At 72.0% G+C, this 13,965-nt stretch carries 15 protein-coding genes; 5 read left to right on the top strand and 10 right to left on the bottom strand.

Going from position 1 to position 13,965, the window contains the following annotated elements:
* Positions 1 to 46 precede the first annotated feature (46 nt).
* Positions 47 to 3,178 (bottom strand): alkaline phosphatase D family protein, encoded by a 3,132-nt coding sequence (locus N3K63_RS09510; RefSeq protein WP_261579904.1) that lies wholly within the window; start codon positions 3,176 to 3,178, stop codon positions 47 to 49.
* A gap of 291 nt (positions 3,179 to 3,469) precedes the next feature.
* On the opposite strand from N3K63_RS09510, the gene N3K63_RS09505 reads away from it, so the two are divergent.
* Positions 3,470 to 4,096 (top strand): hypothetical protein, encoded by a 627-nt coding sequence (locus tag N3K63_RS09505; RefSeq protein ID WP_261579903.1) that lies wholly within the window; start codon positions 3,470 to 3,472, stop codon positions 4,094 to 4,096.
* Between the two features lie 67 nt (positions 4,097 to 4,163).
* Complete coding sequence (locus N3K63_RS09500) at positions 4,164 to 5,240, top strand: DUF916 domain-containing protein (protein ID WP_261579902.1); 1,077 nt, start codon at positions 4,164 to 4,166, stop codon at positions 5,238 to 5,240.
* Between the two features lie 11 nt (positions 5,241 to 5,251).
* Here N3K63_RS09500 and N3K63_RS09495 read toward each other — a convergent pair whose 3' ends face one another.
* The 9 genes from N3K63_RS09495 to N3K63_RS09455 form a co-directional block, all read right to left on the bottom strand.
* Complete coding sequence (locus tag N3K63_RS09495; protein WP_261579901.1) at positions 5,252 to 5,482, bottom strand: helix-turn-helix domain-containing protein; 231 nt, start codon at positions 5,480 to 5,482, stop codon at positions 5,252 to 5,254.
* A 5-nt stretch (positions 5,483 to 5,487) separates the two neighbouring features.
* Positions 5,488 to 6,249, bottom strand: coding sequence for a hypothetical protein (locus N3K63_RS09490; protein ID WP_261579900.1), 762 nt, complete (start codon positions 6,247 to 6,249; stop codon positions 5,488 to 5,490).
* 92 nt (positions 6,250 to 6,341) lie between these two features.
* On the bottom strand, positions 6,342 to 7,757 hold the full coding sequence (locus tag N3K63_RS09485; RefSeq protein ID WP_261579899.1) for an AAA family ATPase: 1,416 nt from the start codon (positions 7,755 to 7,757) through the stop codon (positions 6,342 to 6,344).
* A gap of 58 nt (positions 7,758 to 7,815) precedes the next feature.
* Positions 7,816 to 8,421: a hypothetical protein gene (locus tag N3K63_RS09480; RefSeq protein ID WP_261579898.1), complete on the bottom strand. Its 606-nt coding sequence runs from the start codon at positions 8,419 to 8,421 to the stop codon at positions 7,816 to 7,818.
* A complete protein-coding gene (locus N3K63_RS09475) occupies positions 8,418 to 9,239 on the bottom strand; it encodes an endonuclease/exonuclease/phosphatase family protein (RefSeq protein ID WP_261579897.1) in 822 nt (273 codons plus the stop codon). The genes N3K63_RS09480 and N3K63_RS09475 overlap by 4 nt, the downstream gene beginning before the upstream one ends.
* On the bottom strand, positions 9,236 to 10,060 hold the full coding sequence (locus N3K63_RS09470; protein WP_261579896.1) for a glycosyltransferase family 2 protein: 825 nt from the start codon (positions 10,058 to 10,060) through the stop codon (positions 9,236 to 9,238). Before N3K63_RS09470 ends, N3K63_RS09475 begins: the two co-directional genes overlap by 4 nt.
* Positions 10,057 to 10,269 (bottom strand): hypothetical protein, encoded by a 213-nt coding sequence (locus N3K63_RS09465; protein ID WP_261579895.1) that lies wholly within the window; start codon positions 10,267 to 10,269, stop codon positions 10,057 to 10,059. The genes N3K63_RS09470 and N3K63_RS09465 overlap by 4 nt, the downstream gene beginning before the upstream one ends.
* Positions 10,270 to 10,423: 154 nt before the next feature.
* The gene (locus N3K63_RS09460; RefSeq protein WP_261579894.1) at positions 10,424 to 10,762 is read right to left on the bottom strand and encodes a YciI family protein; all 339 of its coding nucleotides are present in this window, start codon (positions 10,760 to 10,762) and stop codon (positions 10,424 to 10,426) included.
* 151 nt (positions 10,763 to 10,913) lie between these two features.
* Positions 10,914 to 11,159 carry a hypothetical protein gene (locus tag N3K63_RS09455; RefSeq protein ID WP_261579893.1) on the bottom strand — a complete coding sequence of 82 codons (246 nt, stop codon included), beginning with the start codon at positions 11,157 to 11,159 and terminating at the stop codon, positions 10,914 to 10,916.
* A 108-nt stretch (positions 11,160 to 11,267) separates the two neighbouring features.
* On the opposite strand from N3K63_RS09455, the gene N3K63_RS09450 reads away from it, so the two are divergent.
* From N3K63_RS09450 to N3K63_RS09440, 3 genes are all read left to right on the top strand, one after another.
* Positions 11,268 to 11,471: a cold-shock protein gene (locus N3K63_RS09450; RefSeq protein WP_261579892.1), complete on the top strand. Its 204-nt coding sequence runs from the start codon at positions 11,268 to 11,270 to the stop codon at positions 11,469 to 11,471.
* Between the two features lie 172 nt (positions 11,472 to 11,643).
* Positions 11,644 to 12,747, top strand: a complete 1,104-nt coding sequence (locus N3K63_RS09445; protein ID WP_261580083.1) for a fatty acid desaturase family protein — start codon at positions 11,644 to 11,646, stop codon at positions 12,745 to 12,747.
* A gap of 231 nt (positions 12,748 to 12,978) precedes the next feature.
* A complete protein-coding gene (locus tag N3K63_RS09440) occupies positions 12,979 to 13,854 on the top strand; it encodes an aldo/keto reductase (protein ID WP_261579891.1) in 876 nt (291 codons plus the stop codon).
* Positions 13,855 to 13,965: the final 111 nt, after the last annotated feature.

Raw genomic sequence — 13,965 nt, 5'->3', positions numbered from 1 at the left:
CGCCCCGCACACGGCCGAAGCCGCGGCGGGGCCGGCGGGACCGCGGTCACACCCCCGGGTACAGGACCCCCACCGTGTTCTTCGCCACGACTCCCGCCACGCGGCCGGTGACGTCGACCGTCGCGAGCCCGTCCGGGATGGTCGTCTTGCGGGTCGCGAAGCCGTGCACGGCGCTCCGCCCCGGCAGCACGCCGGTGAAGGTCTTGGTGCCGTAGTCGGTCGTGATCTTCACATCGACGGGTGCCTGCTCGGTGTTGGTCACCGTCACCGAGAGCACCACCTTGCCGGCCATCACGCGCGGCGACACGTCCACCGTCACCGCCGGCCGGTCGACGCCCGCCGCGCGACCGTAGGGGGTCACTTCGCCGGCGGCGGCGAACTGCAGCCCGTTCTGCGAGCTGAGGGCCACGAGCTTCACGTAGCGGCCGGTCACCGGCGCGAAGTCGACCCGGGTGAGCGCCTTGCCCTCGGGGAAGGCTCCGGTGGCGACGGGGGCGCCCCACGACGCGCCATCCGACGACACGTAGATCTCGTAGTTCTTGATGTCGCCGTTGGTGCCCGTCGGGCGCGGCAGGTATCCGACGCCGTCGAGCACGTGCTCGGATGCCACGTCGAGCGCGATCCAGTGCGGGAAGGGCGCGGCGTCGGGGGAGTAGCGGCTGTGCCAGATGCTGGCGGGGTTGCCGTCCACCGCGTGGGCGGCGAGGTCGCCCGCCTGCTGGCTGCTGAATCCGGCGACCGACACCCGGGAGCGCGGCACGGTCCCCGGCGGGATGACGGTGACGACCACCTGGCGGCTCACCTCCGCGACGTCGCCCGCGGGGCGGAACCGCGAGCGTGCGGTGAGCACGTAGGCGCCCGCCGCCGTGCCCACCGGGGGCTCGACCGCCCAGTTGGTCTCGGCGCTCTCGGCGTCGCCCAGGTCGGTGAACTCGGTCGCCGTCGCCGGGGTCACCTGCCAGCCGGCGGGCCCCTCCAGCGTCACGTCGGCCCGGTCGAGCTCGGCACCCGACTGGTTGAGCACGCTGGTGGTGAGGGTGGTCGTCTCGCCGGCGAGGATCTCGGTCGCCGCCGACGGGAACTGCACCAGCACCGGCTGGGGTGTGAGCGCGTCGGCATCCGTCTTCACCTCGAAGATGCGCTCACCGTCGCGGTTGATCCACGTGGCCACCATGGTGGCCGGGGTGACGGTCGTGTCCATCTCGAGCTTGAGGAACACGTGCGGCTCGACTGCGCTGTGCACGAGCGCGGGGTGGGCCACGTTGAGGCTCGGGATCACCGAGCTGTGCATGGGGCTCACGATGAACTGCCACAGGTCGTAGCCGACGCGCGGTCCGTAGTTGAGGGCGCGCGAGACGTGGATGTCGCCGCCCATCACGAACACCCCGCCGATGCGGTGCTGCTGCACGAAGTCGTAGATCGCGTCGCGCTCGTGGGCGTAGGTGCCCCAGTCGTCGGACTCGCCGTTCATCTTGTCGTCCCAGATCATGCCGGTGGCGATGCACTTGAACGTGGCGGTGCTGGCCAGCAGCTTCTCTTGCAGCCACTCCCACTGCACCCGCCCGATGGCCGTGCGCCGGGTGGCATCCGCCCAGCTGTCCTCGGTGCGGCTGAACCACCGCGGGTCGAGCAGGAACACCTCGAGCGGCCCGCGCCGGAACGACGTGTAGATGCCCTCGCCGGCCTGGGTGCGGTCGGTCAGCGCCGCGCCGTCGGCAGTGTGTCCGTAACGATTGTGGGCGCGGTAGTCGACGAACGCGGTGCGGTTGTTGCGCTTGCCGGGCATGTCGCCGTGCACGTCGTTGCCGCCGAAGTCGTGGTCGTCCCACGTGCCCCAGATCGGCATCGACCGGGTCACCTCGCGCACCTGCGCCTGCTGCAGGAAGGCCCGGTGCTTGTCGCGCGCGGTCTGCAGGTTGGTGCTGTCGATGTAGGGCGTGTCGCCCATCATCACGAACGCGTCGCATCCCTCGGCGCGGATGGTGTCCCAGATGTGGTTCTGCTCGGTCCACACGCACGAACCGAAACCCATCGTGAGCGTGGTCGGCGCGTCGGGTTCGGTCGCCGTGGCGAACGAGCCCGAGATGTCGAGCCCCGTCACCGCGGCCCCCGCCGGGGCGATCGAGTACGTGTAGGCCGTGGCCGCCGTGAGCCCCGCGATGTCGAAGAGCACCGTGTGGTCGTTGGCCGGCGAGATGTCGGCCGTGACGGCGCGACGGATGCCGCCCTGCTCGCCGTACTCCAGTCGCCAGGTCGTGTGGTGGTGCAGGTCGCTGCCGGGGCGCACCAGCACCCGCGAGTGCGTCGTGCCGGTGTCGCCCACCAGGGGCCCGGCCACCGGCTGCAGCGTTACGGGAACCTCGGGCGCGGTGCCGTCCTGCACCATGCGCACATAGGCGGCGAACGCAGTGAAGAACATCTCGCTGTCTGCCACCGCCTCGGCGGGCTGGATCGTGCCGCCGGTGGCGTTGTACACCTTGTCGATGGTGAGGCTCGTCAGCACGATGCGACCCTTGCCGTGCGCGCCCTCGAGCATCGCCGGCGGCCGTCCCGAGCTCTGGCACGCCAGCAGCACGCGCATGTTGGTCCAGCTCAGCAGCGACTCCCAGCTCACCTGGATCTGCGTCGAACGCCCGGTGAACACCTTGCCGTCGACCACCCGCAGGTGCGAGACCAGCGGGTGCCCGGTGGCGACCGGATAGATCGTGTTGTAGTCGGAGTCGTTGCGGGTGGCGGTCATGCCCGCCGGCAGGTACGAGACCGACGAGTGGAACTGGTCGGACTGCGCCATATCGAGGATCACCCCGCCCGCCGCGGCGAACGCCTGCAGCGAGGGGGCCTGCGCGGTGATGTACTGCCCGTAGGCGGGCGCGTTGTTCGTGAAGCCGCCGAACGCGATGACGTGCGCGTCTTGAGCTGCGGCATCCTTGGTCGTGTCGAGCGTGGTGACGGTGAAGCCGGCCTTGGTCAGCAGCTGCGCGAGGCCCGTGCCGCCCGTCCACTGGTCGCGGTGCTCGAGCACGGCCGCGCGCAGGGGCGTGCCGTCGGCGGCCATCGCCGGCGATGCCTGCTGGGCCAGCAGTGCCGCCGCCGCGGCGGTCGCAGCGCCTCCGAGAAAGCCTCGTCGGCTGGTCGAGAACCCTCCCGAACGGGGCTCGTCAACGGTCCTGCGTGTCATCGGTCTCTCCTCGGTGGGTGTCCTGCGTCGTCAAAGGTAGGTGCCTATGTGCCGTTCGAGCGTGACTTCTGCGTCAGAAGCCGCGGTCGGATGCCGTCAGCTCGGCCCCGAACGTCAGCGTAGGTATCGATGCGCGCACCGCGCGGGAGAGGAGAGATGACAGGTTGGGGGCGACTGGGTGAACGGTTCGCTCACCGCCCGCGATGAAGCTAGACAACTCAATAGGCTCAACGCGCCCGACGCCGCCGGTGTCGGCCGACAACGACTGGGACGCAAGCGAAAGGAAGCGACATGCGGGCGATGGGGAGCATCGTGCGGGGCGCGATCGTAGCGGGGGGTGTGGCGGTGCTCGTCGGCGTTGCCGGCGCCGCGGCCGCCGATGAGCAGTACGGGGATGAGGCGGTCGAGGTGCAGGTGGCCATCGCCGAGATCGAGGAGCCGGGCGTGCTCGCGATGAGTGTGGCCGGCACGACGGCGACGCTCGCGGAGGACGGGTCGGATGAGCTCGTGCGCCAGTTCACGGGAACGCTGCCGACGGTCACGGTCGCCGACACGCGCGCGCCCGAGGACATCCCCGCCGGCGCCGGGTGGTACGTGCTCGGCACCGCCACCGACCTGACCGGCGACGCGGGGCAGCCCGCCATCGGCGCGGGCCACCTCGGGTGGGCGCCGCACCTGATCGACGGGGGCGAGTCGGGCCTCGTGGCCGAGGGTGAGCCGGTGCAGACCGTGCTCGACGGCGACGCCCCGGCCCCGTTCGGTCTCGTCGACCAGGAGCTGCTCGCCTTCACCAACCGGTCGGGCGACATCGCCTCGGAGGGGCAGTGGTCGGTCAACGCCGATCTCACGCTGCGCACCCCCGCCGATGTGGCGCCGGGAGACTACTCCGGCACCATCACGCTGTCGCTGTTCGAATGAGCGCCGCCGGCGGGCCCGGCCCCACCCCCCCGGGCCCCGACGGACGTGCCCGGGAAAGGTCTGCCTCGTGACCAGAATCGTCTTCGCATCCGTCGCCCTCGCGCTCGCGGTGCTGACACCCCTCGTCGGCGCGGCGCCCGCCGCGGCGGCGCCCGCGCCCGGCGACCCCGGTGCCGATGCAGCGGTGGTGTGGGCGGTGCGCCCCGCCGACGCATCCGGGCCCGACGGCCGCCGGTGGGTGGAACGCGAGCTCGACCCCGGTGCGTCGGCGACCGAACACCTCGCCGTCACGAATCTGGGTGACGCGCCGGTGTCGTTCGAGGTGAACGCCGCCGACGGCTACTTCACGGATGCCGGGCGCTTCAGCATGCTTCCGGGCGGAACGGCATCGACGGGGGCGGGGCAGTGGATCTCGGCCCCGCCCGCGGTGACGGTCGACCCCGGCGCGACGGCGATCGTGCCCTTCACGATCACCGTTCCCGCGGGCGCCACCCCTGGCGACCACGCCGCGGGCGTCGCGGTGTCGGTGCCGTCGTCGAGTGCGGCGGGAGGGACAGCAGTCGCGGTCGAGAGCAGGGTGGGCTTCCGCGTGATGGTGCGGGTCGCCGGCGAGGTCGCACCCGGCCTCGACGTGTCGAGCGCCGCCGTCGCCGAGACGTCGTGGAATCCGCTGCGCCCCGGCTCGGCGGTGGTCACCCTCATCGCCCGTAACACCGGGAACGTGCGGCTCATGGTCGCCCCGCACGTCGCCGGGGCCGGACCCGCGCTGGCTGCCGCCGACGAGAGCCCGGATGCCGACGCGCCCGGTGACCGCAGCGTCGAGCTGCTGCCCGGCGACACCCGTACGTTCGAGATGCGCGTCGCCGACGTCTGGCCGCTGGGGTGGCAGACACTGCCGGTGGTCGTCGACCAGGCGCTCGTGCTCCCCGACGGAACGACGCGCGACCTCGACAGCGTGACGCACGCGGCGGGTGTCTGGGCGCTGCCGTGGCCGCAGCTGCTGGTGCTGGTCGGCATCGCGCTGCTCGTGGTCGGCATCGCGCAGGGGCGCCGCCGCCGCGGCGACCACGTGCGGCGTCTCGTCGCCGAGGCGCACGAGCGCGGTCGGCGCGAGGGGGCCGAGGCGCTCCCGCGCAGCAGCTGACCGACCGGCGGTCAGTCGGCGCGCACCAGCAGGTCGCCGACCTCGCAGTCGAGCGCGCGGCAGATCGCCGAGAGGGTCGAGTAGCGGATCGCGCGGGCGCGGTCGTTCTTGAGGATCGAGAGGTTCACGATCGACACCCCGACGAGTTCGGAGAGTCGGGTGAGCGTCATCCCTCGCTCGGCGAGCAGCTCGTCGAGTCGGCAGTGGATGCCGGTGGGCTCGTCGTCGTCGGCGGGACTCATCCGGGTCAGACCAGGCCCTGCGTGTCGCGCTGGAGCACCGACCCGTAGCGGAAGATGGCCGCGAGGGCGGCGAAGGCGAGCCCCGCGGCGATCGGCCACAACGGCAGCGACCAGTCGAGCGAGGTCGTCGGCAGCAGCGAGAGCGGGTCGTCGATACCCGGGATCACGGTGCCGTGCGCCGAGACGACGTTGAGCAGCTCGTTCGCGGCCATCGACCCGCCGATGCCCGACAACAGCTCGCCGGCGCAGCCGGCGACGGCCACCACGATGCCGGTGACCAGCGACAGCCGCGCCACCGCCGGAGCGAACGCACGTCCGGCCAGCAGCTGGAAGCACGCCACGGCGATCATGCCGGCGATCGCCACGGGCACGAGCCCGGTCAGCAGCTGACCGGCGGCCCACGTCCACCGCGTCTGAGGGCTGAGTCCCTCGACCGTCACCTCGGCCTGGGTGAAGCCGCCCGACACGTACGAGGCGGTTGGCCCGCTGTCGACGGTGAGCCCGGGAACGGTGGGCCAGTACTGGTTCACGGGGATGGTGATCGTCGGGGTGCCGGCGAGGGCGACCACGAATGCGATCGCCGCACCGATGAGCGAGACGGCCGCCCAGATGGCCGCGAGCGACAGCGTCAGGCTCACGACGGGCGACGTGTCACCGGTGGTGCGCGCACGGCGCGCACGGCGCACGAAGATCACGATCAGCACGATCGGCACGACGAGGATGGCGAGGGGGATCAGCACGTGCCAACCGAAGAGTCCAGCGAACATGGGGTCCTTAACGATAAACGATGTTATCGATCAACGATAAGGATGCGGTGGGGCGCCGTCAACAGCACGGCAGACGATGCCCGCAGTGACTCCTACGCCATCCACCCGAACTCGGCGGTGTACTGCTCGGGCGGCGTCTGGACCCGGTCGTCGCCGCCGGCCCCCAGCATCGATCGGGTGAGCTGCTCGCGCGCGCTGAGCAGGCGGCCCAGCTCGGCGGCGAGATCGTCGTCGACGGGGGCGTCGCCGCGCCGGCTCGCGCGCAGCACGGTGCGCCGCATCAGCTCCTTGGCGAACGACCCCGTCACCCCGTCGGCCTTCTCGGCAGCCGCATCGAGCGCAGCATCCGACAGATCGAGGGCGTGCGCATACCGGCGGAAGAGGCGCCGGCGTTCGTCGAGCGCGGGCAGCGGCACCTCGACGGCGAGGTCGACACGGCCGGGCCGCTCGGCGAGGGCGCGTTCGAGCACCTCGACGCGGTTGGTCGTCATGATGAACGCGACGTCGGCGTCGCCGTCGAGGCCGTCGAGCGCGTCGAGCACCTCGAACAGCAGCGGCTGCGGCGACGAGTGACGCTCCATCGCGACCAGGTCGATGTCTTCGAGCACGACGATGGCGGGTGTGAACGTGCGGGCGATCTCGGCGGCGGCCGAGATGAACCGGATGCTGGAGCCGGTGAGCACGATCGCGGTGGTGCCGGGCGTGATGGTGAGCAGGTGGCGCACTGTGAGCGTCTTGCCGGTTCCGGGCGGGCCGTAGAGCAGGACGCCGCGCTTGAGGTGCTGCCCGGCGCGGATGAGCTCGTCGCGGTGCGTGCCGATCGACACCACGTGCTCGATCGTCTCTTCGAGCACGCCGGCGGGCAGCACGATGTCGTCCTCATCGACGGCGGGGCGGGGGAGGAAGGTCGCGCCGGCGCCGCGGCCGTACTCGGTGGGCTCGAACGACAGCACCTGCCCGCGCAGCACGCTGTGCTCGATCATCGCGGCCCGCAGGGCGTCGAGGAACCGCGTGACGACGGCGGCGTCAGCGCCGAGCACCTCGACGAGCGCGGTCTCACGCCCGTAGTGGGGCATCGCGGCGCGCTGCGCGACCGCCAGCGGCGCCCCCTCGAAGCGGAACAGCCGCAGCCCGAGCGAGACGACCTGCCGGTTCGCCTGGGGGCCGGTGGCGCGTTCGACGTAGTCGACGGGGCCCGGGGTGTAGCGCACGTAGGGATTGCTGATGAGCTCGGTGAGGCCCTGTTGGTGGCGCTGCTCTCCGCCCGAGACGCCGATCAATCGCCCGCCGTCGGCGAGCACTTCGAGGGCGATGTCGGCATCGACGAGGCGATGGTCGAGAATCTGCTCGTGCACCACGGCCACGTCGGCGGCATCGGCACCGAGGTGTTCGCTGATCAGGTCGCCCAGCGGCGTGCGCGTGGCCCGCGACTCCTGCTCGGCCACCTCGTTCACGCGTCGCAGGTATCGGCCGACGGCCAGCATCAGGTCACGGTCGCGCTCGTCCACGCACAGCCTCCTCGCTCGTTGCCCCCAACGTAGCAACGCCGCACGCGGCCTCCCGGCATCAGCGGGCGTCGCTGCGCAGCACCGGCATCGTCGCGAGCATCCACCCGGTGGCGGCTGCGCCGACACCGCCCACGGCCATGTCGCCGATGGTGTCCTGATAGGCCACGAAGATCTCGTCGGAGACGAACCGCCACCCGAGCCACTCGACCATCTCCCACAGGGCGCTCAGGGCGAGCCCGATCGCGGTGGCCACGAGCACCCGGCCCAGCGCCCTGCCGTCATCCGCGCCGGTCGGCGCAGCGCCGCGGCGGCGGGGCGGGGGCACCGCACCCAGCCGTGCCAGGCCGAGGTAGCCGACGAGCGTCAGGGCGCCGGTGCCCGCCACGTGCATCGGCACGTCCCACCACGGCACGCGCGTGTAGAGGTCGATCACGTTGCTCCACGTCGCCGCCAGCACGACGACGCCGTAGACGACGTCGAGGCCGGCGCGCACGCCGAGGAACCGGGGGAGCAGCAGCGCGGGCAGGGCGAGGGCGAGGATGCCGGCATCCGTCGGCTGCCACCAGATCGTCGCGGCGATGACGCTGACCAGCCCCACCAGTCGGATGCCGTCGGCGAGCAGCTCGACGAAGCCGCGCGGCGGTCGCAGGAAGTTCTCGATCACACGCGGCCCCCGGGCAGTCGCAGCACGGCCTGCACGGGCAGGTGATCCGACGGCCAGACGCCGTCGGTGGGCGTGCCGTGGATGCCGATGCGCGCCACACCGATGTCGCCGCTGACCAGCACGGCGTCGATGCGTCGGCCGTGCGCGCGCGGGGTGCGATAGCCGGCGAGCGTGCCCCACTCCGGCGTGAGGTGGCGCTCGGCGACGAGCCAGGCGTCGCCCAGCCCGCTCGCGGTGAGGATCGACAGCGGCGCCGAGTGCGGCCCCGCGTTCATATCGCCCAGCACGATCGTCGGCAGGGCGCGCGCCGCGACCCGGGCGCCGATGGCGGCCGCCGACAAGCGGCGCGCGCGGACCGAGAAGACATCGAGGTGCGTGCCGATCGTGAGGAACACCGCGCCGGTCGCCCGGTCGCGCAGCACCGCCTCGACGGCGACGCGGGGAGTGGGGCTGCCCCACCCCGTCGATCCGGGCCGGTCGGGATGATCCGACAGCGCCCACTGCGCGCCCTCGAGCAGCTCGAGCCGTGCGCTGTCGTAGAAAAGGGGGGTACCCTCGCCCCGCGGCCCGGGCTGCCGGCCGTGCCCGATCCTGCGATAGCCGGGCCCCAGCGCCGCGGCGATCGCCCGCGCCGGCAGGGGCAGCACCTCCTGCGCAGCCAGCAGCGACGGGCGCTCGGTGGCGAGCAGTCGCAGCAGCGCGGGCTCGCGGCGACGCCACCGGTCGGCCGGCCGCGCCGTCACGGGCAAGGGGCGTCGCACGTTGAAGGTCATCACGTGCAGGTGCGGGGGCGGCACCGCGCCCACCAGGGCGCTCACGAGCGCACCCGCGCCGGCGTCGGGACGGCGAGGCGCGCCAGCACCCGCCGCAGCAGCAGCCGCGTCCAGCGCAGGGGCGGGAAGTCCTGCGGCCAGTGCGCCGTGACCGTGCGGGCGCCGCGGGCGACGCGGCGGACGAATCCGCGCGCGTCGGTGAACGGCCGCATCGACATGCCCATCGCCGTGTGGCGGGCGAAGCGGATGCGGTGGCGTTCGCCCAGGTGGAACGACAGGTCGAGGTCGTCGTGGAGTTCGGGGTCGTGCCGATGCGCCCGGTGGCGCACATCGGTCCAGGCGGAGCGGCGGAAGGCGAGGTTCGAGCCGAACAGCGGCAGGTGCCCGAGGGCGGGGGCGGCGGCCACCGCGTATGCGGTGAGATAGGCGGCGGCCAGCGGCCGCCGGAGGGCGCGCGGCCCGTCGATGAAGCGCGCGCCGCCCGTGAACGCCGACACGTCGCGCCGACGCTCGAACGCAGCGACCACCTCCGCCGCCCACGAGGCCGCCGGCACGCAGTCCGCGTCGAGCCGCAGCACGAGGTCGCCGCCGGCGCGATCGTAGCCGTGCGCGGCGGCGGCGGGGATGCCGGGCGCCCCGCAGAAGGTCACCACCGCGCCCGCGTCGTGGGCGACCGCCGCCGAGGCATCCGTCGACGCATTGTCGACGACGATCACCTCATCGGGCTGTCGCGTCTGGAGCTGCAGTGCACGCAGACACCTGCGCAGGGCGACGGCGTCGTCTTTCACGGGGATGACGACCGACACGGTGACCGCGGGGGCGCCGGGTGTCGGGGGATGTCGTCGGCGCGCGCGGCGCCGCGTCATCCCTGCCCGTCCGCCCCAGCCTGCTCGTCGCCGGGAGCCGCTTCGTCTTCTTCGGGCTCGAAGGTGGAGGCCACGCCGGTGTGTACGGCGGCCACGCCGTCGTCGCTCGGCGGGATCGTGCCGTCGGGGCCGAGGCCGCCGGGCTTGCGGGTTCCGCCGTCGTGGCCGCTGTCCGTGCCGGTGCGCTGGTCGTCGTCGTTGTCGCTCATCTCGCAGTCCTCTCCTCGTCCCGTCGCACCGGGTGTCGGTGCCGCCCGTCCGGCGGGGACAGGCGCTCGGAGCACCGAGGCTACGTGCCCAGCGCGCCGACCGAACGGGGGTTGACACCCCGCCGTGCGCCTGGGCGTCGCGGGAGGACCAGGGTCAGGATGCCGCGTCGGGGTGGAACTCGCGCAGCTCCTGCGCACAGCGGCAGGCGGCGGCGATCTTGGCCGCCCAGTCGATCGCGGCATCGCGCGAGGGGAGGTCGAGGATCGTGTAGCCGCCCTCGATCTCGCGGGTCTGCGGGTAGGTGCCCTCGGTGACGATGCCGTGACCGGAGACCATCACGGGCGGCACGTCGGCGATGCCGCCGCCGAAGACGAAGACCCCCGCGGCCTTGGCCTCGTCGATGACGGCGTGGGAGTCGGCGACCACCTGGGCGAACTCGCCCGCGGGGATCTGCATGGCAGGGCTGGGGAAGGAGATCAGATAGAAGGTCACACGCGCACCCTACGCTCGACCGGCGCACATCGTGCCCCCTTTTCGTGATACAGTGATTCATTGGTGCTTCGATCCGGTTTGTCCCCGATCCTCGGCCTCATCGACGAGATGCAGGCGGGTTGATGATGGTTTGCTCGATGCGCCCCCATTCTCAGAGCGCGCGTTCTGCAGCGCTCATCTTCAAAGGTTTCCCATGTTCCCCTCCGCACTGCTCACGAGTGCGCCCCTCGTCTGGCGACAGGCCGACCACGACGTCTTCGTCGCGTCGGTCGACGGCGAGTACGCCGGCTTCGTCGCCGGCGACGGCGAAGCGTTCGAAGCGCACAGCGCACTCGGCGCCCCGCTCGGCCGCCACGCGACCGTCGATGCGGCGCAAGGCGCCGTCGACGCATCGCACGCGCCCCTCACACTTCCGGCAACCGCCGGTAGGCACCGTCCACGTCGCACACGTCGACGTGGCACACATGGCCGCTTCGGCGGTCCGAACAACAGAAGGAAAGACACGATGGCCACTGGCACCGTGAAATGGTTCAACTCCGAGAAGGGCTTCGGCTTCATCGCTCCCGACGACGGCTCTGCCGACGTGTTCGCGCACTTCAGCGCGATCACCGGCAGCGGCTACAAGGAACTCAACGAGAACCAGAAGGTCGAGTTCGACGCTGAGCAGGGCCCCAAGGGCATGCAGGCTGCGAACATCCGCCCGCTCTGAAGTTTCCTCGTCAGCCGGGGGTCGCGTTTCGCGGCCCCCGGCTGACGGCATGCTGGGAGTATCGGCGCATACCGCTACGGCCATGTGGCCGCGCGTAGTGTGGGCCTTAGCGATCGGCACCCGCCTTTGGCTTTACGGCCTCCGCGGTCCCGATCCCAGAGCAGGTGCTCTCATCGCCACACTTCTCGAAGCCCGTCTCGGCCCCGTTCGGCAGACCTACGCCGGCACCGACGAGTTCCCGCCGCTGACACGCGCTTTCACCGATGTCTCCGCCGTCGTGCGTGAGACGGGGCTGCTGCGACGCACCCCCTGGTTCTACACTTTCGTCGCCACCGTCGTCGCCCTCGGCTTCGGCGGCTGCATCACCGGGTTCGTGCTGTTCGGCCACAGCTGGTTCCAGCTGCTGATCGCCGCCGCCCTCGGCATCCTCTTCACGCAGGTCGCCTTCCTCGGTCACGAGGCCGCGCACCGCCAGATCCTCACCTCGGGCCCGGCCAACGACCGTCTCGCCCGGGTGCTCGCCAACGGCGTCGTCGGCATGAGCTACTCGTGGTGGACCACCAAGCACACCCGTCACCACGCCAACCCCAACCGCGTCGGCAAAGACCCCGACATCGAGATCGACACGATCTCGTTCCTCGACGAGGATGCCGCGCGCTCGCGCGGTCTGGTGCGGCTGATCACCCGCAAGCAGGGGTGGCTGTTCTTCCCTCTGCTGACGCTGGAGGGTCTGAACCTCCACGCCATCGGCATCCGCCACCTGCTCAGCCGCGAGCCCGTCAAGGGCCGCTGGACCGAGCTCGGCCTCATCGCCCTGCGCTTCTCGATCTTCGTCGTGCCGGTGTTCGTCTTCCTGCCGCTGGGGATGGCCTTCGCCTTCCTGGGTGTGCAGCTGGCCGTCTTCGGCGTGTACATGGGCGCCTCGTTCGCGCCCAACCACAAGGGCATGCCGGTGATCGCCCCGGGCGCCAAGCTCGACTTCTTCAGCAAGCAGGTGCGCACCTCGCGCAACATCCGCGGCGGCTGGTGGGCGACCTGGCTCATGGGCGGGCTCAACTACCAGATCGAGCACCACCTGTTCCCGAACATGCCCCGCCCGCACCTGGCGAAGGCCCGTGCCATCGTCATCGAGCAGTGCGAGACGCTGAAGGTGCCCTACGCCGAGACGTCGCTGTGGCGCTCCTACGGCATCGTCATCGCCTACCTCAACCGCGTCGGACTCGCCGCGCGCGACCCGTTCGACTGCCCGGTCGTCGCCTCGTACCGCCCCGCGTGAGCGGCGCGGCACCCGGGCGGCATTTCCCCGGCCTTCGCGCGGCCGGGGCGGTCTAGCATGGAGCGCATGGCTACCTCGAACCTGCCCACGCCCACGCTGCAGCCCATCGCCGACGAGAAGAACCTGATCGTCGTGGCCGAAGAGGGTGCCTCCTGCTGCGGCGGCGGCTGCTGCAGCACTGACTGACCCGCGCCGGCCGGGGGAGCGGCGCCGACCGCTAGCGTGGTCGGCATGCACGCCATCCCTCTGACCCCGATCCTTCTGGGCGCTTCGTCGCTCGGTTCCCGCGACGGCGCGGACGAACTCGCCGACGCCCTGATCCACTCGCCGCTCGGCGGTGTCGACACGTCGAACGCCTACGCCGGCGGGCGCAGCGAGGCCCGCCTCGGCGAGGCCATCCGGCGTGCGGGGGGCCTTCCCGCCGGCACTCTGGTGTACTCGAAGGCGGATGCCGACGAGTCGGGCCGCTTCGACGGCGACCGGGTGCGGCGCTCGCTCGACGAGTCGCTGACCCGTCTCGGCGTCGACCGGCTGCCGCTCTACCACCTGCACGATCCGTACACGATCACCCACGACGAGGCCATGGGTCGCGGCGGTGCCGTCGAGGCGCTCATCCGCGCCCGCGACGACGGCGTGATCGGCGCGATCGGCATCGCCTCGGGAACGATGGCGCAGGTGCACGGCTACGTGCAGACCGGCGCCTTCGACGCGGTGCTCTCGCACAACCGCTACACCCTCGTCGACCGCAGCGCGCACGCGACCTTCGCGCTGGCGCGTGAGCTCGGCATGACCGTGATCAACGCGGCGCCTTTCGGCGGCGGCACCCTCGCGAACGGCTCGGGTAACTACGGCTATCGCGAGATGCCCGCCGACTTCGCCGCCCACCTGCAGCGGGTGCGCGCCCTGGCCGACGAGCACGGTGTCGACCTCGCCGCCGCGGCGCTGCACTTCTCGCTCACGAGCCCCCTCGTCGACGCGACCGTCGTCGGCATCACCAGCACCGCACGCCTCGCAGCCCTCGACGGCCTCGTCACCGCCGACGTGCCGGCGGAGTTCTTCGCCGCCGTCGACGCGCTCGGCGCCCCGCCGCCCAGCGGCACCGACTGACGCCGGCCCCGCGGCCCGCGCACCGGCCCACGGCATCCGCCGGTCGTGGCCGCACAACAGCATGACCGCCAACGCGACACGCCGAGCCCGGATGCCGGGGCTCGGCGTGTC

Origin of the sequence: Microbacterium festucae (assembly GCF_025421715.1) — a bacterium.
In the GTDB taxonomy this organism is placed as follows: domain Bacteria; phylum Actinomycetota; class Actinomycetes; order Actinomycetales; family Microbacteriaceae; genus Microbacterium; species Microbacterium festucae.
Note: the sequence above shows the minus strand (reverse complement) of the source record. Positions and strands in the feature narration are given on the sequence as shown.